This window comes from Microvirga subterranea (assembly GCF_003350535.1).
Lineage (GTDB): Bacteria > Pseudomonadota > Alphaproteobacteria > Rhizobiales > Beijerinckiaceae > Microvirga > Microvirga subterranea.
In genome coordinates, this window is the sequence record NZ_QQBB01000004.1 from 471,095 (window position 1) to 493,106 (window position 22,012).

General features: G+C 62.2%; 20 protein-coding genes, 1 tRNA gene and 1 pseudogene. 13 read left to right on the plus strand and 9 right to left on the minus strand.

Features of this window, described 5'->3' with window-relative positions:
• Window positions 1-3: 3 nt before the first annotated feature.
• Both DES45_RS13055 and DES45_RS13060 read right to left on the minus strand, forming a co-directional pair.
• The gene (locus DES45_RS13055) at window positions 4-543 is read right to left on the minus strand and encodes a TRAP transporter small permease (protein WP_114770505.1); all 540 of its coding nucleotides are present in this window, start codon (window positions 541-543) and stop codon (window positions 4-6) included.
• Between the two features lie 71 nt (window positions 544-614).
• On the minus strand, window positions 615-1,595 hold the full coding sequence (locus DES45_RS13060) for a TRAP transporter substrate-binding protein (protein WP_114770427.1): 981 nt from the start codon (window positions 1,593-1,595) through the stop codon (window positions 615-617).
• 178 nt (window positions 1,596-1,773) lie between these two features.
• Here DES45_RS13060 and DES45_RS13065 point away from each other — a divergent pair, with 178 nt between their 5' ends.
• Together DES45_RS13065 and DES45_RS13070 are read left to right on the plus strand one after the other, a co-directional pair.
• The gene (locus DES45_RS13065) at window positions 1,774-2,466 is read left to right on the plus strand and encodes an FCD domain-containing protein (RefSeq protein ID WP_170151483.1); all 693 of its coding nucleotides are present in this window, start codon (window positions 1,774-1,776) and stop codon (window positions 2,464-2,466) included.
• Between the two features lie 143 nt (window positions 2,467-2,609).
• Window positions 2,610-2,686, plus strand: a tRNA-Trp gene (locus DES45_RS13070).
• 35 nt (window positions 2,687-2,721) lie between these two features.
• Here the strand turns inward: DES45_RS13070 and DES45_RS13075 are convergent.
• Window positions 2,722-3,117 carry a response regulator gene (locus DES45_RS13075; protein WP_114770428.1) on the minus strand — a complete coding sequence of 132 codons (396 nt, stop codon included), beginning with the start codon at window positions 3,115-3,117 and terminating at the stop codon, window positions 2,722-2,724.
• Window positions 3,118-3,334: 217 nt separating this feature from the next.
• Here DES45_RS13075 and DES45_RS13080 point away from each other — a divergent pair, with 217 nt between their 5' ends.
• The 3 genes and pseudogenes from DES45_RS13080 to DES45_RS26210 all read left to right on the plus strand — a co-directional run bounded on the left by DES45_RS13080 (window position 3,335) and on the right by DES45_RS26210 (window position 5,302).
• Window positions 3,335-4,471 carry a GAF domain-containing protein gene (locus tag DES45_RS13080; protein WP_114770429.1) on the plus strand — a complete coding sequence of 379 codons (1,137 nt, stop codon included), beginning with the start codon at window positions 3,335-3,337 and terminating at the stop codon, window positions 4,469-4,471.
• Between the two features lie 18 nt (window positions 4,472-4,489).
• Window positions 4,490-5,008 (plus strand): annotated as a pseudogene (locus tag DES45_RS26205) (response regulator); the annotation flags it as partial.
• Between the two features lie 81 nt (window positions 5,009-5,089).
• Window positions 5,090-5,302, plus strand: coding sequence for a response regulator transcription factor (locus DES45_RS26210; protein WP_342633528.1), 213 nt, complete (start codon window positions 5,090-5,092; stop codon window positions 5,300-5,302).
• Between the two features lie 277 nt (window positions 5,303-5,579).
• Here the strand turns inward: DES45_RS26210 and DES45_RS13090 are convergent, their stop codons facing one another.
• Both DES45_RS13090 and DES45_RS13095 read right to left on the minus strand, forming a co-directional pair.
• Entirely contained in the window at window positions 5,580-8,159 is a 2,580-nt protein-coding gene (locus tag DES45_RS13090) for a sensor domain-containing phosphodiesterase (protein WP_114770431.1), read from the minus strand.
• 168 nt (window positions 8,160-8,327) lie between these two features.
• Entirely contained in the window at window positions 8,328-8,894 is a 567-nt protein-coding gene (locus tag DES45_RS13095) for a hypothetical protein (protein ID WP_114770432.1), read from the minus strand.
• Between the two features lie 373 nt (window positions 8,895-9,267).
• On the opposite strand from DES45_RS13095, the gene DES45_RS13100 reads away from it, so the two are divergent.
• The 3 genes from DES45_RS13100 to DES45_RS26215 all read left to right on the plus strand — a co-directional run bounded on the left by DES45_RS13100 (window position 9,268) and on the right by DES45_RS26215 (window position 12,028).
• Window positions 9,268-9,765: an invasion associated locus B family protein gene (locus DES45_RS13100; RefSeq protein WP_147282399.1), complete on the plus strand. Its 498-nt coding sequence runs from the start codon at window positions 9,268-9,270 to the stop codon at window positions 9,763-9,765.
• A gap of 120 nt (window positions 9,766-9,885) precedes the next feature.
• Window positions 9,886-10,587, plus strand: a complete 702-nt coding sequence (locus tag DES45_RS13105) for a L,D-transpeptidase (protein WP_114770434.1) — start codon at window positions 9,886-9,888, stop codon at window positions 10,585-10,587.
• A 100-nt stretch (window positions 10,588-10,687) separates the two neighbouring features.
• A complete protein-coding gene (locus DES45_RS26215) occupies window positions 10,688-12,028 on the plus strand; it encodes a peptidoglycan L,D-endopeptidase MepK (RefSeq protein WP_342633524.1) in 1,341 nt (446 codons plus the stop codon).
• Window positions 12,029-12,099: 71 nt separating this feature from the next.
• Here the strand turns inward: DES45_RS26215 and DES45_RS13115 are convergent, their stop codons facing one another.
• Together DES45_RS13115 and DES45_RS13120 are read right to left on the minus strand one after the other, a co-directional pair.
• Window positions 12,100-12,378, minus strand: coding sequence for a hypothetical protein (locus tag DES45_RS13115; protein ID WP_147282400.1), 279 nt, complete (start codon window positions 12,376-12,378; stop codon window positions 12,100-12,102).
• A 96-nt stretch (window positions 12,379-12,474) separates the two neighbouring features.
• On the minus strand, window positions 12,475-13,545 hold the full coding sequence (locus DES45_RS13120) for a GlxA family transcriptional regulator (RefSeq protein ID WP_114770436.1): 1,071 nt from the start codon (window positions 13,543-13,545) through the stop codon (window positions 12,475-12,477).
• 309 nt (window positions 13,546-13,854) lie between these two features.
• Between DES45_RS13120 and DES45_RS13125 the strand changes: the two genes are divergently transcribed.
• From DES45_RS13125 to DES45_RS13145, 5 genes are all read left to right on the plus strand, one after another.
• Window positions 13,855-15,720 carry a tetratricopeptide repeat protein gene (locus tag DES45_RS13125; protein ID WP_114770437.1) on the plus strand — a complete coding sequence of 622 codons (1,866 nt, stop codon included), beginning with the start codon at window positions 13,855-13,857 and terminating at the stop codon, window positions 15,718-15,720.
• Between the two features lie 653 nt (window positions 15,721-16,373).
• Window positions 16,374-17,801, plus strand: a complete 1,428-nt coding sequence (locus DES45_RS13130) for an NAD-dependent succinate-semialdehyde dehydrogenase (RefSeq protein WP_114770438.1) — start codon at window positions 16,374-16,376, stop codon at window positions 17,799-17,801.
• A 27-nt stretch (window positions 17,802-17,828) separates the two neighbouring features.
• Window positions 17,829-18,257: a cupin domain-containing protein gene (locus DES45_RS13135; protein ID WP_114770439.1), complete on the plus strand. Its 429-nt coding sequence runs from the start codon at window positions 17,829-17,831 to the stop codon at window positions 18,255-18,257.
• Window positions 18,254-19,336 (plus strand): Ldh family oxidoreductase, encoded by a 1,083-nt coding sequence (locus DES45_RS13140; RefSeq protein WP_114770440.1) that lies wholly within the window; start codon window positions 18,254-18,256, stop codon window positions 19,334-19,336. Before DES45_RS13135 ends, DES45_RS13140 begins: the two co-directional genes overlap by 4 nt.
• Before the next feature lie 64 nt (window positions 19,337-19,400).
• A complete protein-coding gene (locus DES45_RS13145; protein ID WP_114770441.1) occupies window positions 19,401-19,700 on the plus strand; it encodes an antibiotic biosynthesis monooxygenase family protein in 300 nt (99 codons plus the stop codon).
• A gap of 72 nt (window positions 19,701-19,772) precedes the next feature.
• Here DES45_RS13145 and DES45_RS13150 read toward each other — a convergent pair whose 3' ends face one another.
• Window positions 19,773-20,888, minus strand: coding sequence for a Gfo/Idh/MocA family protein (locus DES45_RS13150; RefSeq protein ID WP_114770442.1), 1,116 nt, complete (start codon window positions 20,886-20,888; stop codon window positions 19,773-19,775).
• A complete protein-coding gene (locus DES45_RS13155) occupies window positions 20,872-21,963 on the minus strand; it encodes a Gfo/Idh/MocA family protein (RefSeq protein WP_114770443.1) in 1,092 nt (363 codons plus the stop codon). The genes DES45_RS13150 and DES45_RS13155 overlap by 17 nt, the downstream gene beginning before the upstream one ends.
• Window positions 21,964-22,012 lie beyond the last annotated feature (49 nt).

The window sequence follows — 22,012 nt, forward strand, 5'->3', positions numbered from 1 at the left end:
GCGTTAATCCTTCACGGTCACGAGGTGGGGCTCGTCGGGGCGAACCAGCGGGACAGCCTCGCCGGCAAGCAGGAGGCAGACGAGCTTCTCAAGGGAGAACAGGGCGATCAGGGTTCCGCCGGCTGCGAGCGGCACATAGTCCATGCCCTGAGGGATCGGCAGCCCCGGCATGGAGGCCGACCATGTCTCCGCCGCAAGAACCGTGCCGTACCAGGCCATGGCACACCCGAAGGCGAGCACCAGAATCTCGGTGACGGCAAGCATGATCTGGCGAAGGCCGGGAGTGGCATAGTGCAGAGCAATCTCGAAGCCGAGATGATTGCCCTCGCGCACACCGACAGCGGACCCCAGAAGGATGAACCAGCTCATGAGCAGCAGGGAGGCGGGCTCCGTCCAACTCGGCGACTGGTTCATCACGTACCGGCCAAAAACCTGCCATGCGATGAAAGCGGTCATCATAACAAGGCCGATCCCTGCAACCCAAAGCGCCGCCCTGTTTACGGCAGCCAGGATCCGGGACAGCGCGGCAAGCGCAGGTCTCATCGGCACGATCTCCATAAGAGGAAGAAACGGACCGGCAAACGCCGGTCCGATGCAGCGTCGATCCAAACGGATCAGTTCATCGCCTGGATTCGCGAGACGAGGTCTTTCACCTTCGGGTCCTTCGCGTATTTCTCGTAGACCGGCTTCATGGCGTCGATGAAGGGCTGCTTGTCGACGTTGTTGATCTGGCTGCCGCTGGCGCGGATCTTCTTCTCGGCCTCTTTCTCGCGCGCCTCCCAAAGCTCACGCATCTTCACGACCGACTCCTTGGCCGTTTCGCGCACGGCATTCTGGTCGTCGGGGGATAGCTTGTCGAAAGATCTCTTCGACATCACCAGAACTTCGGGCGACATGGAATGCTCGGTCAGGGAATAGAACTTCGCCACCTCGAAGTGCCGGAAGGAATCGTAGCTCGGCCAGTTGTTCTCGGCCCCGTCCACGACGCCGGTCTGAAGCGCCGAGTAGACCTCGCCGGGCGGCATCGGCGTTGCGTTGGCGCCAAGCGCATTGACCATGTCCAGGAAGAGGTCGGATTGAATCACGCGCACCTTCATGCCCTTGAGATCGGCAGGCATGTTGATGGAACGCTTGGAGTTGTAGAAGGAGCGCGCTCCGGAATCGTAGAACGCGAGGGCCACGAGACCATGCGGCTCGAACGCTTTCAGGATCTCGTCGCCGATCGGCCCGTCCATTGTCTTGCGCATATGATCGACCGACCGGAAGATGAATGGCAGCGACGGGACGAGGGTTTCAGGGATCAGGTTGTTGAACGGACCCATGTTGATCCGATTCAGGTCAATCACGCCAAAGCGGGTCTGTTCGATAGTATCCTTCTCCTGGCCGAGCTGGGCTGAGTGGAATACCTGGACCTTGTAGCGACCATTGGTTTTCTTATCGAGAAGCTGGCCAAAGTACTTCACCGCTTCGACGGTTGGATAGCCGTCGGGATGAATGTCGGCGGAGCGAAGCGTCGTCTGGGCTTGGGCGGCACCAGCCATCAGGGTGGCCCAAAGGCCGAACGTAGCAGCGGCGAGAGTTCGTCTGGTGAGCATCGTATCCTCCTAAGGCTTCCTCGGATATTTTATTGGTGTCGATCCGCCTGATGGGTTGGATCGCAGCCCGGGAAGCCTTGGAATCCCGGCTTTCCGGTAACAGCCCTCACTTATTGTGAGTTACTGTCGACCATTGTATGGTAGTATGGACCAGTATACGACGCAACCCGACAAAGGAATGAGAACCATCGTGAACACCCGTTTCGCCGTCAGCCAGGGCTCCGCAGCACAGCGCATAGAAAGCGAGCTGCGCCGGCTCATTGTGGCTCTGGAGCTCCCCCCGGGCAGCCGCCTGTCCGAGCAGGAGCTTGCCGAACGGCACGGCGTGTCTCGGCAGCCGGTTCGCGAAGCACTGATCGGTCTCGCCCGGACCCGTCTCGTAGAGGTCCAGCCGCAACGCGGCACCGTCGTGGTGAAGATCTCGGTCAAGAAGATGATGGAGGCGCGCTTCGTACGGGAAGCGATCGAGACCGCTGTCGTCCGCCGGGGCTGCTCGTCCTTCGACCGGCAAAGCCGGCAAAGGATCGAGGACCTCCTCGAGATGCAGGAGCAGGCGGCGCGACGCGACGACCATGCGGCCTTCCAGCGCTACGACGAGCTCTTCCACATCGCCCTAGCCGAGGGAGCCGGCTGCCCTCTCGCCTGGGAGGCCATCCAGGACATTAAGGCTCACATGGACCGGGTCTGCCAGCTCACCCTCCCCGGCCCTGAGGCGATGCTCCCGCTGATCGATCAGCATCGTGCCATCATGGCGGCGATCGATGCGGGCGACGAGGAGGCGGCCGATGCCGCCATGCGCCGGCATTTGACGGAGATCCTGCGTGCGCTGCCCCGTGTCGAGGCAGAGCATCCGGAACTGTTCAGCGCTTAGCGGCAAAGCCTCCTGCCGCCGGCACTCTCCTGCGAGAGGCGGGCGGCGCTTTCAGCACCGGAGCAAACCTTTCTCCTTGACGTGAAGGAGGTCTCCGACCGATAAGGCGCGCACCGCCGGCTCGCTGCTGAGCCGCCCTGCGGAGGAGTGTAGCTCAATCGGCTAGAGCACCGGTCTCCAAAACCGGGGGTTGGGGGTTCGAGTCCCTCCACTCCTGCCAGAGAGCCGTCCTGCAAGGCCTCAGAGCCACAAGCGTCACAAATCACCCGCAGCGTCGATCATTTCAGATATATGCTGCACGATAACCGATGAGCGATACGGCTTCGGGACAAAGTGGCCTTGGTCAGGAATTTCGTCAGGGTCAGGGCAGGCATAGCCGGAGGATATGAGAAGCCGGATGTGCGGCCAGCGTTGATTGACCTGCTTGGCCAGTGCCATGCCGTCCATGGAACCGGGCATGTCCACATCGGTGAACAGAACCTGCACGTCATCGGCACGGGATTCCAGCACCGTCAGAGCGACGTCGGCATTCGCTGCCTCCAGAACCTGGAAACCAGCCTCTTCGAGTTCATCGGCGGCTGTCATGCGCACCAGCAACTCATCCTCAACCAGGAGGACAGTTAGCGGAGCGGATAATCCATTTGAGTTCATGGCCCTCGAACGGAATTAACCTATGTTAGTTCCCAAAAAACCAGACCCTGCGCAGAACTGCAATTTTCTTTGTTGGCGATAGACCCTCCATCATGTCATCCGCCGTTGTGCTATTCTCCGTTGGGGCGACGACCAGCGCTCGGAGCGATTAGTCCTTCATGATCGAGGGCGGACTGCTCGTTGTCGCAGCGGACGGTTGGGCGAGGGAGGAGCGCGGGTGAACGCTTCCGACTTTCTGGTTGGTGCGGGTGAGATGGGAGCGCGCATCAGGAGCTACGATTGGTCGACCTCCCCACTCGGACCGATCGAGACTTGGCCTCACACGCTGCGCCTTGCTCTAAGCCTCACGCTTCAGTCGAAGTTCCCGGCCGGTATCGTATGGGGGCAGGAGAGGATTCTTTTCTACAACGATGCCTACAAGCCATTGTTAGGAAGCAAGCCTGAGGCCCTCGGGCGGCCGGCGCACCACGTTTGGCCCGAGGCGTGGGATATCGTCGGTCCGATCATCGAACGCGCACTAGGTGGCGAGGCAAGCTACTTCGAAGACTTTCCCATCGTCATGGAGCGGGAGGGGTATCCGGAGCAGACGTGGTGGACCTTCTCGTATAGTGCGATCCGCGACGAGTTCGGAGAGATCCATGGCATGCTCGCGATCGTGCATGAGACGACCAACAGGGTGATGACCGAGAACCGGCTTCGCTTCCTGATCGAGTTGAAGGGTTGCTTGCGTGGGCTGTACGATCCAAACGAGGTCAGGGCCACAACGGCGGAAATGCTCGGCCATCACCTCGCCGCCAGCCGGGTCGGTTATGGCGAAGTGGATCCCACCGGAGAGTTTCTGCTGGTCGAGCGCGACTGGACCGCCGGCGGAATCAAGAGCTTCGTCGGCCGGTACCGCCTCGACGACTTCGGCTCCCAGGTCATGACCGACCTGAAGAACGGGCGCACAGTCCGCATCGTCGATTCCACGACCGACCCCCGCACGGCCAGTTCCTTGATCGCGGCAGAGTTCAGCCACACCGGCAAGCGCGCCAGTGTGATCGTGCCGCTCATCAGGGAGGGACGGCTCGCAGCCGCACTCTATGTCCATCAGGCGGAACCCCGTTACTGGCATGACATCGAGGTGACCCTGGTTGAAGATGTGGCGGAACGGACTTGGACAGCCGTGATGCGCACCCAGGCCGAAGCCGCTCTGCGGGAAAGCGAAACACGGTTCCGGCAATTCGCCCAACACTCCTCGGCAGTGCTCTGGATCCTGAACCTTAAGACGATGCGGCTGGAATACCTGAGTCCCGCATACGAGACGGTATGGGGCGAGCCTGTGGAAACGGCGCTCGACGATCCTGGCCATTGAGCCAAGACGCTTCACCCAGATGACCGCGAACGAGCCAGTTCGGTCATCGAGCGCGCCTCCCAAGGTGAAGATGGAACGCACGAATATCATATCATTCGGCCCGACGGTGGCGTGCGCTGGATCCGCGGCAAGTTCTTCGCCATCCGGGACGAGCAAGGACGGATCAAGCGCATTGGCGGCGTTGCTGAGGACCTGACCCGACACGAAGGGCTGACGGTCTATGTGGTCGACGGCAACAAAGCCTCCCGACATGAGCTCCGTCTTCTGCTGCAGGGTGCAGGCTATGAGGTCAAGGAATTTGCCTCTGCTCAGGCTTTGTTCGAAGTCGCACCCGTGCTGGTCCCCGGGTGCGTTGTAGTCGAAACGCGCTCGCCGGCTTCCGGTGGCTTGTCGGTCCCAAAGGAATTGAAGGCGCGGCGGGTCGGCCTCCCCGTGATCGTGATCGGAGATGCGAGAGGAGACATCTCGGTCGGTGTTCAGGCCATGAAAGCCGGAGCCGTCGATTTTCTGAGCACTCCATATTCTCCCGAGCAGCTCCTGGATGCTCTTGCAGCCGCACTTTCCAGCATCCACGAGCAAGCGGAGCGTAGCCATGAGGCCGAACGCGCAGCAGTCGCCATTGCGTCGCTCTCGGCTCGCGAACGCGAAGTGCTTGAGGGGCTCCTTGCAGGCGGCAGCAACAAGACGATCGCACGCGATCTTGATATCAGCCCACGCACCGTCGAGGCTCACCGGGCCCGCATCATGGAGCGGCTCGGAACCCACAGCCTGCCGGAACTTGTCCAGATTGCAGTCGCGGCTGGGCTCCAGATCAAGCAGCAGAGCGGATAGAGGATTCAAAACGGGGGTGGCAGTTCATCCGTGCGCACCCCCGTCGGTCGTTTCCTCCGGCCGTATTGCATACCGTGCTGCCTCTGCGTGCAGCTTCTCCCTAAACCTCGGGCAAATCTGACGAGCCCGTATAAGTCCGAGTTACCTGCCCGCCTGCGCGAAACATAGTCGGGATGTTCCTAGGGGATATCCCGCATCAGCCGGGAGAGCTGACCCTTGAAGGGCGAAAGTTTTAAGCGTCACCTTTCGGTGACGAGAAGCGTGACCATCCGCGATTTCAAGAAGTGACGTGCGGCCAAGCCGCTAGGAATGCTGGAACGGAGGACGCCAGCATCGGCTTCGCAAAGAAGTAACCTTGAGCATTGTGGCAGCCAAGCTCCCGAAGGCGCTGCTCCTGACCGGACGTCTCGACTCCCTCGGCAGTGACCTGGATGCCTAGATTGCGGCCGAGGCCGATGACCGCAGCCACGATCGCCTCGTCTCCGGCATCCTGCTCCAGGTTGCTGATGAAGCTGCGGTCGATCTTGATATGATCGACGGGGAACTGCTTGAGATGGGTGAGCGAGGCATATCCGGTTCCGAAATCGTCGAGGGCGATCTGGACCCCCTGCTCCCGGAATTTCATGAGCGCTGCCGCGACGGCGCCGGAACGGCCATCGAGCAGAACGCTTTCGGTCACCTCGATCTCGAAGTGTGTGAGCGGAACCTTGACGAGGTTCAGGATGCGCAGGATCTCGTCCGCCATCGCAGGCTCGCTGAATTCGGCGCTCGCGAGGTTGACGGCAACCCGGCCGGGACTAAGCCCCCCGTCGAGCCAGCGGCGCAGATCGGATGCGACCTTGCCGATCAGGCGCTTGCCCATGGCCGTGGCGATTTCCGGATCGTCGAAGGCGGCGCCGAAGACACTCGGCGTCAGCAAGTCCCCTTCGGTCTGCCGCCATCGCGCAAGCGCCTCGAGACCGATGATTTGTCCGGTCGAAAGGCACACCTTCGGCTGGTAAACGGGGATGATCTGATCCCGGGAAATGGCTTCCCGCATGTCCCGCCCCAGGGTGAGGCGCTTCTCTGCCAAGGCCTTCATGGCGGGCGAATACACCATGACGCGGTTTCGCCCTTCCGCCTTCGCGCGGTAGAGAGCGATGTCGGCATCCTTCATCAATTCGGTCGGTTGGCGATCATGCTCCGGAAATGACGCCACCCCGATGCTCGCCCGACTGACGAGCAGCCTTCCATCGTATGCAAAAGGCTGGCGCAGACGCTTCGTCATGATCTCTGCAAGGCCCATTGCGTATCCAGGCTTCGGCGGGTTCACCAGAAGAACGGCGAACTCGTCACCACCGAACCGCGCAACGGTATCACCGTCCCGGATCAATCCAGCCAAGCGCGATGCAGTTTCTATTAGGAGGGCATCGCCGGCATCGTGACCCAGGCTATCGTTCACATCCTTGAAGTCGTCCAGATCGATCAGCAGAAGGCTGACCCGTCCGTCGTTCTGCTTGGCAGCTTGCAGGGCCTGATCCAATCTGAGCTGAAACAGCACGCGGTTGGGAAGCCCTGTCAAGGCATCGTGATTGGCGGTGCGCCACAGATCTTCCTCAGCCTGCTTTCGCTCGTGGATATCCGTAATGGTGCCAACCCACTCCCTGATCGATCCGTCGTCCGCCAGGAGCGGGACCGCTCGGGCGTGAGCCCAGCGATAGCTCCCATCCCTTTGCCGCACGCGATATTCGATCGTGCCGGCACGCTTGTCGGCACGGAGTTCGCTCCAGGTCTGGATGGTGCGCGTGCGATCCTCCGGATGGATCGCGTTGAGCCATCCGCTGCCCCGATAGTCTTCGGAGCTCTGGCCGCAGAAATTTTCCCACCCCCATCCGTGGAGGATGGATCCATCGGGCGCCGCACGCCAGACCATGGCCGTGCTAGCCTCGACAAGCGCACGGTAGCGCTCCTCGCTTTCCGCCAGAGCAACTTCGGTCTTCTTGGCCTCATCGATATCCGTGTACGTCCCGACCCAGCGAACGATGATGCCTTCATCGTTGCGGATCGGACAGGCACGACCGAGGATCCAGCGGTAGTCGCCGGTGCGGTGACGCAGACGGTACTCGGCTTCGTAGTCGGTCCCTAGCATCAGGCAGCGGCGCCACTTGGACAGGACCCGGTCGCGGTCCTCAGGGTGAACGACGTCGTGCCATTGATCCCTGTCCGCCAGGCTTTTGGGCAGACCGGTGAACTCGTACCAGCGCTGATTATAGTAGCTGTTCGAATCGTCGGGATCTGCGGCCCAGATCATCTGGGGCATCGCATCTGCCGTGTCCCGAAGCCGCCGCTGACTATGTGCGAGAGCCAGGTTGACCTGCTTCAGCTCGAGTTGGCGCATGACTGCCTGGGCAAGAGCCTGGAGCGCATCCGCCTGCGCCTGTGAAATCCCCTGCGGTCGGGGTGTCACGTCCAGGACGCATAGCGTTCCGAGCGGGACCCCATCCTCGGTGGCCAGCAAGGCGCCCGCATAGAACCGGAGACCCGGTGGGCCCGTCACGAGCGGATTGTTTGCCGAACGGGGATCCGCAGTCGTATCCGGAATAACGAGCACATCGCCGCCGGACAGGGCATGGACGCATATCGAAAGATCGAGTTGGATCTCCCGTGCTCCATAGCCGAGCACAGCTTTAAACCATTGCCGATGCTCGTCGACGAAGCTGACCGCCGCAATTGGTACGTTACATATTTGCGCAGCGATCTGGACGATTTCGTCAAAGGCGGGTTCGGGATCGGTATCGAGGATCCCGAAGCTTCGCAGCACGTCGAGCCGATCTTCCTCCTTCCAGGAAGGAGCTCCTCTCTCGACGCATTCAGCCATGATAAACCGCCCCGGCAGTACATTGTTGTTGTTGGTTCAGGCGAACCTAGCGAACTGCATTAAATGAAAGATAAATTCATGTCAGAAGACTTTGCCCCGGTTGCTTGCGACAAAAGGGCGGAGTTGCGCTGTCTCGGCTCTCCCTGTTCGGCGTGCCCTACGAGGAATTCATCCTTCACCAGTCGCTACCCCCGGCGCAGAGCGATCAGGATCCACGACTGATCCTGATGAAGGATTGGAGAGCAGACCAGCCAAGTCTTTCAGGAAAGCAATGGCGTCACGCGGGCGGTCCTCGCGCTCTGCAATGTCGATGATGTTGTTGAGAATGACCGCAATGTCCTCGGTCTTCGCGACATGTCCTGCAGCCAGTACGTGGAAGAAGGTGGTGAATGCCACCATGATGGCTTGGTCATGGTCCTCGAGTCTCTGGCAACGCTGCTTGAGCACTTGAATCGCTTGCTCCTGGACGGACACGATCTCCACGATGCCCAGCATCTGCTCGGCGAGTTCCTGCAACGATGCCGGCAGGTCGGCTGCCGCAGGGCCCGAAACGGAGGATTGGAGCTCTGTTTCCTCTCTGGGCAGACCGGCAGAGAGAGGCAAAGCCTCTGCCTCACCGTTCCGAGTCGGATTCCTGCGGGAAGACAGCGCAACCTTGTTCCAGGCCCTGGACAGCAGATGAGACGAATTGGTGAAGATGCGCGACAGAGTTGCCTTGCCTGGCACCATGATCATCTGAAGCCATCCTTATGTTCCGACGGCCTGATTGAGACATAAGGGAATTCTCGATTGGTTAAATAGCTCACAAAGTGAGCCGCCTTATCCGATAGAGACAACAGATCGGCCCCGGAATGGACAAGTTTACTCCCTACAGAGGATCGGCACCGGGGTCGTGCAGGCCTCTTCCCAAAGGCTTTCGCAGTGCCCTAGCTCAAGCATCGTTGTCCTCACGGGAATGTGAGGCCATACCTAAGCCCTTGCGAAGGCTTGGTTGTCACTCCCTTCGGAGGCCATCTCCCAAGCTTTTAGGGATTCATTAACGTCCGGGTAACGCGGGGTTGGAAGCTTACGGGCTCCTCCAACCACGAAAGAGAGTAATCCCCGGATGATGAGAACCACCGGCTTGGCATTCGCATTCGTCGCCCTCTCGGGAAGCTGCGCACTGGCGCAGACACCCCGGTTGCTCGCATCGTATGACAGCTGGAGTGCCTGGACCTTCCAGGAGGGTAGAACCAAGGTTTGCTACATTTACTCCGATGCTGTCTCGAAGAAACCCGAAACGCTCGACCATGGCAGGGTCGGGTTCTCCGTGAGGCGCCATTCGGACGGGAAGGTCCGAACCGAAGCAGGCTTTCTCGCGGGCTATCCGTTCGGGCCAAGAGCGATCGAAGTCAGGGTCGATGGGAAGACCTTCACTATGATCCCGCGCGGCAGGAATGCATGGTTGCGGCGCGAGAAGCGTGAAACCGAGTTCCTGCAGGCGCTCCTGAAAGGACGGGCGATGACCGTGGAGGCTGTCTCGGCGCGAGGCAACAAGACCAGCTATCGCTTTTCACTGGCAGGCGTGACTGCCGCTATGCGCAAGGCCCGCCAGTCCTGCCCCTGAGGCGAGGAGACCGAGACTCGGCGCGCATACTTTGCTCTCCCGCCTCACGCACCGTCTCCTCTGGTCAGCGGCACGGCTGAGCCTATTTCCTTCCAAAGCCGTCTCTCGGAGGAAGGAACCATGGGTCTTAGCCGCCGCACCTTCATCCTCGGAATCCCGGCAGCCGCCGGAGCATCGAGCCTGCTTCCCACGACCGGGTTCGCGCAGCCGTTCGGAGGAAGATCGACCTACGAAGCCATTTACGGCCCCGTCGGCAACGACCTTTATCCAGTGCCCGGGGTCAACCTCACGCGGATCAATCCGGCCTATCTTCGCAAGCTGGTGCCTTACGATACGCCTGAGGCGCCCGGCACCATCGTGATCGATACCGGGGCCCGCTATCTCTACCACGTGCAGGATGGCGGGCTTGCCATGCGGTATGGCGTCGGCGTGGGCCGCACCGGCTTCAGCTGGTCCGGAACCGCGATGATCGGCGACAAGCAGGAATGGCCGGATTGGTATCCGCCGAAGGAGATGTTCAGCCGCCAGCCGGAACTGATGGAACAGATGGGCGAGCTCCCCGGGGGCCCCGGCATGGCTGGCGGTCCAGGCAATCCGCTGGGGGCACGGGCGCTTTATCTCTTCCAGGGAAAGAAAGATACGCTGTATCGCATTCACGGGACGTTCGAGCCGTGGACCATCGGCACCAATGTGTCATCCGGCTGCATCCGGATGATCAATCAGGATGCGATGGACCTCTACGACCGGACACCAATCGGCACGAGGGTCGTCGTGCTGCCGTCCGGGCGAAGCAGGAGAGCCCCCGTCGCCTCCCGCACGTGAGGTGGACTGCCGAAATGTCAAGCGAAAGACCAATCGGTCGAGACCAAAATTTCGGTCGTCACTAACGCTCGGTTAAATGCTGGGGATCACACTTTAGGGCATGCCTGAAGCTGTCACCCGCATCCGTCATCCATTCGCGCACTTTTTCAACGGCATGCTTGCCGCAATTTGCCCATGGTTTCTGACCAGAAATCGCGGTGATACGCCGAACGGACATAAAGACATCAAGGGGATATCTCGTTCCGTGCGGCGTCTGGGAGGACGCACCGTGAGCTCCGCGTCATTCGGCTGCGACGTTTCGAGGTTTCCTTTCCTAAGATTGGCGCTCTGCACGACGACATCCGCGATCACGTTTCTTGCCGCGACCGTCGGCACTCAGGATGCCATCGCCAACGGCGACACGCGAAGCCTGACCTTCTTTCACACGCACACACGGGAATCGGCCACCGTCACCTATCGCAGGAACGGTCGGTACGACGAGAGAGCGCTGGAGCAGCTGAACTGGTTCCTCCGTGACTGGCGTGTGGGCGAGCCGACGAAGATGGATCCGCGCCTCTTCGACATCATATGGGAAGTGTATCAGGAAGCCGGCTCACAGGAGCCCATCAACATCATCTCGGCCTATCGGTCCCCACAGACCAACGGCATGCTCCGCCGGCGCTCAAGCGGCGTTTCGGAGCATAGCCAGCATATGCTGGGCAAGGCCATGGACATCAGGCTGCCGGATGTCGATACGGGGCGTCTGCGGGCCATCGCCATGAGCATGCAGTACGGTGGCGTCGGCTACTATTCATCGTCCCAGTTCGTGCATGTCGATACCGGTAATGTCCGCGCCTGGCCGCGCATGTCACAGGATCAGCTCGTCCGCCTCTTCCCGGACGGCAAGACGCTCCATCTGCCGCCGAGCGGCAAACCCCTTGCCCGGTATGAGGAAGCCAAGGCCGAAATTCTGCCGCGCAATGCAGCGCTCGCGGCCCAAGCCTCTGCGGGCGGTGGTTCCCTCGGAGGCATCATGACGGCGCTGTTCGGACGCAAGGCGCCACCGCAGCCCGCACCTTCGGAACAACCCGCCGAGACGGCTCCGATCCAGGTGGCCTCCGCATCGCCCGAATCCCTGGAAAAGGTGCTCCCACCCGCGCCCTTGCCGCCGCAGCGACCCAAGGACCTTCTGCCGGGCATTGCGTCGGGTGAGCCGGTACAGGTCGGCCCTGCATCGACCGAAGTGGCTGTTGCTGGGTTCGTGGCCACTCCGGCGGTTCCGGCAGAACCGATTCTCGGGTTCGACGAGACGGCTGCAGTGCGGGCAATCTTCGATCCCCGCATGACAGCGGCAGCCGTCGGCTTCACGCCCGGGTTCAGCAGCGGCTTGGACAGCGCATCGTTCAGTGGCCCTGCCGTCAAGCCCTTGCCGCTCGTGCGCCAAGCACAATTGGATCTTTGACGGAAAGAGCTAACAGCGTCCCTTGCTCCATCGCGTGTCGCCGCACTGCCGGCCATACGCGCCAAGCTTAGCTATTCCTGGGCGGATGCGGTCTTGCGGGACGTCGTCTGCTTTGCGGCCTTCGCACAGGGCAGGCGGTCGCCGTGGCGCTTTCCGTCAACCGTCGAGACGCGCCAGACGCAGCGGGACTTGCTGTCGACATGGAGCACGAAGTCAGGACGCCTTGCCGCCGGCGCGGAACTGACGGCGGATTGAGGCAGCTGGCCATGCGTTGTGACGGCCGGCGCGGCGGCAACGACACCGGCGCCCATCAGCAGGGCAACAGCAGCGAGATGAAGTGAACGTGTCATGGCTTCGACCTAGGAAGGCAGCGATCGGTTGTTGATAGGCCTAAGCCATCTCGCTGCCGGACGACGTGACGAAGCGCACGCATCATGACGTTCTGTTCAGGATGCGAGGGAGCGATCAGCTTCCGGCACGAATGAAGGGGCCTCCGCTGCGCCCCCAGCATAGGCCGGAAGGCGAAATTTCCGCCGATACCCCGCCGGGCTCATCCCGGTAAGGCGCCGGAACAGGCGGCGGAAATGCGCCAAGTCCTCGTAGCCGACCTCTGCGGAAATCAGTTCGACGGGCACTGCGCTGGCTTCCAGCATCTGCTTCGCCTCTTCGATCCTGAGCGTCTGTATATACGCGAGGGGCGTATAGCCCGTTGCGGCCTTGAAGCGGCGACTGAAGGTGCTCTCGGGCAGCTTGGAACGCCGCACGAGCTCCGTCACGAGATTGGCGCGCGCGTAGTTTTCGGCAATCCAGACCTGCTGCTCGCTGACGACGTGGTCGTCGTGATCGACATTCTGCATCATGCACGCATAGGGAAGCTGACCCTCCCTGTGCCACTGATAAAGGAACAGCTTCGAGAGACGCAGCGCCTCCTCGGCGCTCCCATGTTTGGCGACCAGGAACAACACGAGGTCCTGCCAGGAGGAAGCCCCTCCGGAGCAGACGATGCGCTGGTCGGGCCCCGTCTGCACGAGAAGCCGCTTGTGCGAGAGCTTCACGGCCGGATATTCACGCCGGAAGAGGTCAACGTAAGCCCAGTGGGTTGTCGCCTCGAACTGGTCGAGCAACCCGGCTTCCGCAATCGCCAGCGAGCCGCCGCAGGATGCATAGACATGGGCCCCGGCCTCGAACCGCTTGCGCACCCAGGCCAGAAGACGTCGGTCGAGACCACGCAGCGCCTCCGGAGAATTGACGATCACGTTCGGTACGAAAACGATGTCCGTCGTCTGCACCTCGTCGATCGTGTCCTGGGGGAGGATCGACACCCCCGTCACGAGGGAGATGGGACCGGATTGGGCGCCCACAAGGCGGGGCGTAAACAACGGAGTTCCGGCTTGCCGTCCGTGCAGGGACTCCCAAAGCTGCCCCGCAGCCCAGAGCGTGTCGAAGACACCGAAGATAATCGACGGATCGGACTCGGGAAACACCACCAAACTGACATGGATCGGCTGCTTCGCCATGGCCTGCTCCCGTGACTGAAATGCCCTCGATCTGCTGATTCTGTCCCTCACCCCTCGAACGCAGGGCTCCTATGATGATCCCGTCCCGCGGCTGAATGCATTCGTCGACGATGCCGCCCGATGCGGGACCAATCGCGCGAGGCGATGCTCCGCGCCGAGGCATAGGCATACCATGAACCGGCCTGCCCCGAAATACAGGCTTCCGGACGGCAGCACGTCCGGAACGGTCCGCCCGCCGCCTCCGGAAACCGCACGCCGGCAGCCCGTTCCGTTGCGCAGAGGCTTTTCCCTCAAACGAGGATTGCTCCCATGACCACTCTCCATATTGTCCGCCTCAGGACCATAAGACGAACCCTCCTTCTCTCGGGTGTCGCTCTTCTCGCCATGGCCGTGAGCACAGCCGATGCATGCCCGCTCGGCGGGCATGATAGTCCCAGGGTGCGGCTGCTTCATGCGCTGCAGCAGAAGGAGCACCTCGGCTCCGCTCATGGAATGGTGATGGCCCAGGCCCAGCCTCAGAAGCAGGCGGCCCGCACGGAGCTTGGCCCTTATGGCCGAGATCTGCCTCATGGAGCGGCGGCTCCGACCATGGACACCAAGCCTGCACTCCGGGACAATCTCGGGAAGCTCTCATGGTCCATCGTCGAGCCGAGCAATGCCGAAGCCCGCGCTTTCTTCGAGCAGGGCTACCGCATGGGCTGGAGCTTCAACCATGCGGAGGCTGCGCGCGCCTTCCGGGCTGCGCAAGAGTCCGACCAGAGCTGCGCCATGTGTTTGTGGGGCGAGGCCTGGGTTCTCGGCCCGCACATCAACTACCCGCTGGAAGCGGACGCCAACGCCCGCGCCCTCGCGGTTCTTGAAAGGGCAAAGCAGCTGCCTGCGCCTAGCGAGATGCAGGCCGCCCTCATCGAGGCGCTGTCGCAGCGCTATTCCGCTGATCCGGCCGCCGACCGCAAGAGCCTCGATCAAGCTTATGCCGACGCGATGGAGGCCGTTCAGGCTCGCTTCCCACAGGACCCGCACATAGCGCTGCTGACCGCCGATGCGCTGATGAACCTGAGCCCCTGGGACTACTGGGCCGACGGCGGCAAGACGCCAAAGGGCAAGACGGAGCGCATGATCGCCCTGATCGAAGGGGTGCTTGGCACGCGCGCACTCGGCCCGTTGGTGGCCTATCCCGATCATCCCGGTGCAATTCACCTCTACATCCATGCCGTCGAGGCTTCGGACCACCCGGAGCGTGCCGCGCCCCACGCTGCAAGGCTGGCCGAGCTGATGCCCGGAGCGGGTCACCTCGTACATATGCCGAGCCACATCTGGTACAGGCTCGGACGCTGGCGCGAGAGCCTCGACGCGAACGTGCAGGCTGCCGCCGCAGACGAAACCCTGATGAAGCAGGGCGGCGCCAGCCTGCTCTACTCGGAGGGCTACTACGCCCACAACGTCCACTTCGTGATGGTCTCGGCCCTGATGGGCGGTGACGGCCGTGTCTCGGTCGACGCGGCGGAGAAGCTTGCCGGGATTGTCTCGGACCGGGCCAAGCGCGAGGTGCCCTGGACCCAGCCTATCGCAGCGGCGCCCTATTATGCCCACGCCCGGTTCACCTCCCCGGATGTCGTGCTCGCACTGCCGGAGCCCGAAGCCGCCTTCCCGTTCATCAAGGCGTCCTGGCACTATGCCCGCGGGATTGCACTCGCCCGGCTCGGCCGCTCGGACGAGGCCCGCCGCGAAGCCGCCGCCATCGACGAGCTGGCACGCTCGAAGGAGATTGCAGCCCTGCCGGATCTCGGGGTTCCCGGGCCGGACATCCTGATGATCTCGTCGAGCGAGATCGAGGCACGGCTGGCCGAGACGACCGGGGATCATGCGCGCGCGGCGGAGCTCTATACCAAGGCCGCAGGCGTTCAGGACCAACTGCCCTACATGGAGCCGCCCTTCTGGTATTACCCGGTTCATCAATCCCTCGGTGCCGTGTTGATGGCCCAAGGAAAGCCGGACGAGGCTGAGGCTGCCTTCCGGGCCGCGCTCAAGCGCTCCCCGAACAACGGATGGGCAGCGGCCGGGCTGATGAAGGCCGCCGAGGCGAAGGGAGACGCACAAGCCGTCGAGGAAGCGCGAGCTCTGCTTCAGAAGAACTGGTTCGGCGAGACGACCCCACCGCTGGACTTGCTCTGATTTGCGATCGGAACAGGGCTACAGCGCTGTTCTGAAACCGCCCAACGGCCTTCCGGCTCTGCCAGAAATGACTTCTGGTGGAGCCGAACGCACATGGTCATGGCATTTGCCACTTTTCCTTAAGCACGTCGCGATCAAACCCCGGCTGTCAGCGCCCTCAGGGCTGAGGAGATCGCCTGATCTTGAATCTGGCCGAACCCGTGCGGCTTAAGGTAGTGCATCGTCCGGCAATCGCGTCATGGGATTGAATGCCCTCGCTCAAAACGGAGCCGGGCAGCGCCGGTGACGGCACCAGCTTGCCGCCAAGCTCGTCCGATTGACCAAAGCGGGAGGTCTCCATCGAACATTCAAGAGAGGGCAGGAGATAGCTTGACACTCTCCTGCTGCGCTTTCTACATTTCCGATGTCATATGACGTTATATGACGATTTTAGGAAATACCCTGAGGACCCAACGCAAAGCCGAATCCATGGGCCAACCATACCCAAGCCCTGAGCGTTATATCGCAGACCAAGCGCCAGTAGTGACTTGGGGCGAGCGGACCACTTTGAACGGGGCCAAATTCACCGCGATGAATGATCTGTCCGCTCCTGCGGCGGGAACCCTCACCCTCTCGGTCGGCATCAGGCCTGTTCCAGCACAAGGAGTATCCTCATGAACGAAGCCGCATCCCGCAGGACGAGAACCATCGACTCGGTCAATCCGGCTTCGGGCGAGATCCTCGCGCGGTTCGACGAGCACCAGCCTCATGAGATTGAACAGGCGCTGGAGAATGCCGCACGAGCGCAGCGACAATGGGCCCGGGTTCCGATTGCGGAACGCGTCACGCTTCTGTCGAGAGCCGCCAAGGTGCTGCGGGAACGCAAGTCGCATTATGCCGCTCTCATCACGCTCGAGATGGGAAAACCAATCGCCGAGGCAGAGGCAGAGGTCGAGAAATGCGCCTGGAACTGCGACTTCTATGCCGAGAAGGCGGAAGGATTTCTCGCGACCGAGCCCGTTTCCAGCAACGCCTCCGACAGCATGGTGGTCTTTGACCCTCTCGGTGTCGTGCTCGCCATCATGCCGTGGAACTTCCCGTTCTGGCAGTTCTTCCGCTTCGCGGCGCCGGCCCTCGCCGCCGGCAATGGCGCCATCCTGAAGCACGCGAGCAATGTGCCGCAATGTGCTTTGGCGATCGAGGAGGTGATGCGCGAGGCCGGTGCCCCCTCCGGGCTGTTCCGCACGCTCCTCATCGGTGCCTCCGCCGTCGAGGGTCTGATCGACGACCCGCGCATCGCCGCCGTGACGCTCACGGGCTCCACCGAGGTGGGCAGCCTAGTCGCGAGCCAGGCGGGCCGCCAAATCAAGAAGCAGGTGCTCGAGCTCGGCGGCTCCGACCCGTTCATCGTGCTGGCAGATGCAGATGTCGAAGAGGCTGCGGCGGTCGCCGCTCGTGCTCGCTTCCAGAATGTCGGGCAGAGCTGCATCGCTGCCAAGCGCTTCATCGTGGAGGAGAGCGTGGCCGACGCCTTCCTGGCGGCGCTCTGTGCCAGGGTGAAGGACTTCGTCGTCGGCGATCCGATGAGCCGCGACTGCAATATCGGTCCGATGGCGCGGGCCAACCTGCGCGACGATCTCCACTCCCAAATCGAGCGTTCGGTCGCGGCCGGTGCCGAACTCCGTCTCGGCGGACACCCGATGGATCGCCCAGGGTTCTTTTACGCACCGACCGTCCTCGACCGCGTCACGCCGAACATGCCTGCCTTCGCAGAGGAAACCTTCGGGCCGGCTGCGGCCGTGATCCGGGTACGCGATGCGGAACAAGCCGTCGCCCTGGCTAATGCTACGGAATATGGCCTGGGTGCTGCGCTCTGGACGCGCGATCTCGACAAAGCCCGCGTCCTTGCCCGCCGCATCGAGGCCGGCGCGGTGTTCATCAACGGCATGGTGGCTTCCGATCCCAGGCTCCCCTTCGGGGGCATCAAGAAATCCGGATACGGACGGGAGCTCGGCGTGTTCGGCATCCGCGAGTTCACGAACATCAAGACGATCTGGATCGGCCCGGCGAGGGACGCCACGCGCGTGAACCTGTCCGAATAAGGGCCAGCAGGAACGGAGAGGACCCCCATGACCGAGACAGCAACGTTGGCCGGAGCCGTGCTTCGACCGGCGGACATCACGCCAGCAGACCGCGGAGGCGGCGCGCGCACGATCCCCCTCGTGACGAAGGCGATTGGTTCAACGAGCATCCTGAACGGGATCACTTCGTTCGAGCCCCGAGCCGCCATCCCGCTCCACTCGCACAATTGCGAGGAAAGCGTCATGGTTCTCGAAGGCAGCGCCGTCGCGGAGATCGACGGAGTCGTACACGAACTGGGACCCCACGATACCACCTGGATCCCAGCAAACGTCCCCCATCGCTTCCGCAACGCATCCGACACCGAGCCCATGCGGATCTTCTGGACGTATGCCTCCGTGGACGCGACCCGAACCCTTGTCGAAACCGGCGAGACGCGACCGGTTGCAGCCGAGCATGCCAAGGGGGCCAGCCGATGAGCGCTCTCGAAGCCGCGCTGCCCTTATCGTCCCCGGTCTCCAGCGAAGGCATCAGAGCCTTCATCGAGAGGGCTCTCTGCAAGGTCGGACTGCCCCACCAGGACGCCGCGAAGGTGGCGGAGCTCATGACGGAGGCTGACCTGACCGGCGCAGACGCGCACGGCATCTTCCGCCTCCCGCAATACGTGCAGCGCATCCAGACCGGCGGGATCAACGCAAAGCCGGCCATCAAGGTGGAGCGCACGGCTCCGGCGACGGCTTTGGTCGACGGCAACAACGGCATGGGTCACTTGGTAATGTCCCGTGCTGCGGAAGCCGCGATCGAGATTGCCCGGGAGACCGGTGTCGCCTGGGTGGGAGCCCAACATTCCAACCACGCCGGCCCGGCCGCACTCTATGCGACCATGCCTGTCGAGCATGGGATGATCGGTCTCTATTCCGCGGTCGCAAGCGCCAATCACATGGCGATCTGGGGAGGTGTCGAGGCGATGCTCGGAACCAATCCGCTTGCAGTCGGGATCCCGGCCGGCGATGAGCCGCCCGTGATCCTCGACATCGCTACCACGATGGTGTCCTACGGGACGATTAAGAACTACGCGCTTCAGGGGAAGAGCATTCCTGAGGGCTGGATGATCAACAAGGCCGACGGGAAGCCCCTCACAGACCCCAAGCGCAGCAACGAAGGACTCCTCCTCCCCATCGGCGGGTACAAGGGCAGCGGCTTGGCGCTGATCCTCGGTCTTCTCGCCGGCACCCTGAACGGTGCAGCCTTTGGCCGGGACGTGGTGGATTTCAACGCAGATGCAACCACGGAAACCAACACGGGCCACTTCATCGTTGCACTGGATGTGTCGCGCTTCGCCCGGCTCGAAACGTTCAAGGCCGAAGTCGACCGTCATCTTCGCGACCTGCGCAACTCCCGGAAGCTCCCCGGCTTTGACGAGATCCGGATTCCGGGCGAGCAGCGGGTGGGGCGTTACGAAAGCCGCCTGCGTGGCGGCATTCCTCTCTCGTCCGCACTCCGCCGCAAGCTCGACGATCTTGCCGAAGAGCTTGGCATCACCCCGCTCGAAGCGTGAATGCCATGTATCAAGACGTTATGAGTGACAGGATGAGCATTTCGCCGTCCAACAGGAGTTCACGATGATTCTCGAGATCGCCCAGATTGACGTGAAATCCGGCATGGAAGCCGAGTTCGAGGCTGGCGTGGCCAACGCGGCGCCCCTCTTCAAGCGTGCGAAGGGCTGCATCAGCATGGAGCTGCAGCGCTCCATCGAGAAGCCGAGCCGCTATCGTCTCTTCGTGCAGTGGCAGACCCTCGAAAATCATACGGTCGACTTTCGAGGCTCGGAGGATTTTCAGGAATGGCGCAAGCTCGTCGGTCATTGCTTCGAGCATCCGCCGGAGGTCGAGCACACACAGCAAACCGTCAAAGGCTTCTGATCCGACGCAGCTGTTCACATGAAAAGGGCCCGCCTGGAGCAGTCCAGGCGGGCCTTTTTTCCATTGCTGCGTTCAGGCGGCTGCCAAGCCGATCTCCGGTTCCAGCGGGAGCTGAACCGGCCGCTTGAGCTTCGCCGAGAGATCGAGCGCCTTCGTAAGCATGAGATTACGGTGCGCTTCAGCCGCCGTAGCGGCCTGCGTGGGCAGCCCGAGGGAAACCCGGTTCAGCCAGGAATCGGTCTCCTCACGCATCGGCCCGCGCAGCTCGCCAAGCGCCATATCGCCGGGCGGATAGCTGCCGAGGAAGTCGACGAGGCGACGCTTGTCCGGCGCATAGCCTTCCGATTGGGGAGCCGAGACCGCCATGACGATATCCCGGTGGGTGTCATCGATGGTGATCACCCCGTCGGTGCCGTTGATGCCGACCTCGAGGCTGTAGACGGCGCCCGGCCAAGTGACCGGCAGGGCCCATGAGATGTTGAGATGATAGACGCTGCCGTCGGAGAACATGATCATCCCGGCGGTGGCGTCGATGCCGCCGTATTCCGGGCCGAGCACCTTGTCGACCGAACGGGCATAAACCTCAACCGGGGTCTTGGCCTCCATGTACCACATGACGATGTCGAGGGCGTGCGTGCCTGAGATCACCATAGGCGAGATGGTGGAGGGGTCATCCGTCCGCTTATAGTTGTCGATCGCGACCAGCCGGTTCATGAAGGCGCGCGACGTCACCATCGTCACATCGCCGAGCGCGCCGGTTCGCACCTTCTCCTTGGCGGAGAGCCATTTGCGACGAAAGCGCTGGGTGTAGCCGACGACCGCGTCGATCCCGGCGGACTCGATGGCACGCAGCACCTTCGCGGACTCCGCCAAGTCCGTCGCGAGCGGCTTCTCGATCAGCATCGGAACGCCACGTTCGACCGCGGCCATGATCGGATCGACGTGGAGATGCTCATCCGTCGCGATGATCACCGCGTTCACCTCCGGTCGCCTCAGGAGTTCGCGGAAATCGGACGTGACGAAATCCGCCCCGACCTTCTCGGCGACCATCTTGGCACGATCCGGGTTGATCTCCGCGATCCCGATCCATTCCACGGCCGGATGGCGAGCTGCGACCTCGCCCCTGAATAACCCGACGCGGCCTGCGCCGATGATGGCGAGGCCGATACCCTTAGCCGACTTTCTCAAGTTTCTGTCCTCCCTTTAGATCCGCGATGGCTGCAATCGATCTGTTCGAGAGAGGCAGATCGACCGGCTCGTTGATTTCCGCCGAAAGATCGGCCGCGGTGTAGGTCTCCATGACCATTCGGGCATGTTCTGGCGCGACCATGACCGACCGGTCGAGAAGGACGGCCTCGATGAAGTGGATGGTCTCCGGTCCCATCTGGCCGGCGAAGACGTGATCGACCTGCTCCCCGGGCATGGTCGACATGGGAAAGCGCGTTCCTTCGGCCACCGTGTTCAGCCAGTGATCGCGATGGGTGTCGTCCAGGATGAGAGCGCCCTCGGTGCCGGTGATCTCGATCCAGGTCGAGCTGAAGTTCGGATAGCTCGGAGGCAGGTTCCATCCGCCGCCGATGACGACGAGCGTTCCATCGTCCATGGTGACGGTCGACCACATGCAGTCATAGGAGCCGTTGACGGCCTGCATGTAACCGTAGGCGCCTTGCGAGTAGATCCGGACCGGCTTTGCGGGCTCCAGCAGCCAGAACACGAAATCAAGGTCGTGCGTCGACTCCATCGCTGCCGGCGAGAGCTTGACGCGGGACGCGATCTTCTTGCCGAGGCTGCGGGAGAGATGGCGGCTGACCATGACGTTCACGACCTTGCCCAGGGTGCCGTCCGTGATCTTCTTCTTGGCGTAGGCAATTTTCGGGTTGAACCGCTGGGAATAGCCGATGGTGAACTTGACGTTGTTGCGCTTGGCAATGGCGATCAGCTCATCCGCCTCCCAGATTTCCAGGGCGATCGGCTTCTCCAGCATGACATGCTTGCCGGCCTTCAGGCAGTCGCGTGCGATCGGGAAATGGGTGGGCTCCGGCGTCGTCGAGATGAAGACGATGTCGATCTTGTCGTTCCGGATGATATCCTGATAGTCGAGCGTAGCCGTTGCCGGATTGGTGAGCGCCTTGACCTCGGCCAGCCGGTCGGGCCGGATCTCGCAGATGTGCAGCTTGTCCACCAGCGCTGAGCGCGCCAGGGTCTCGGCTCTGATGCCGCCGACCCAGCCTGTCCCGATCACGCCAACCTCGACCTGCTTCATTTTTCGTCCGCCTCCCTGGTTCTCTTGTAGTCTTTTCGCCCTGCCCGAT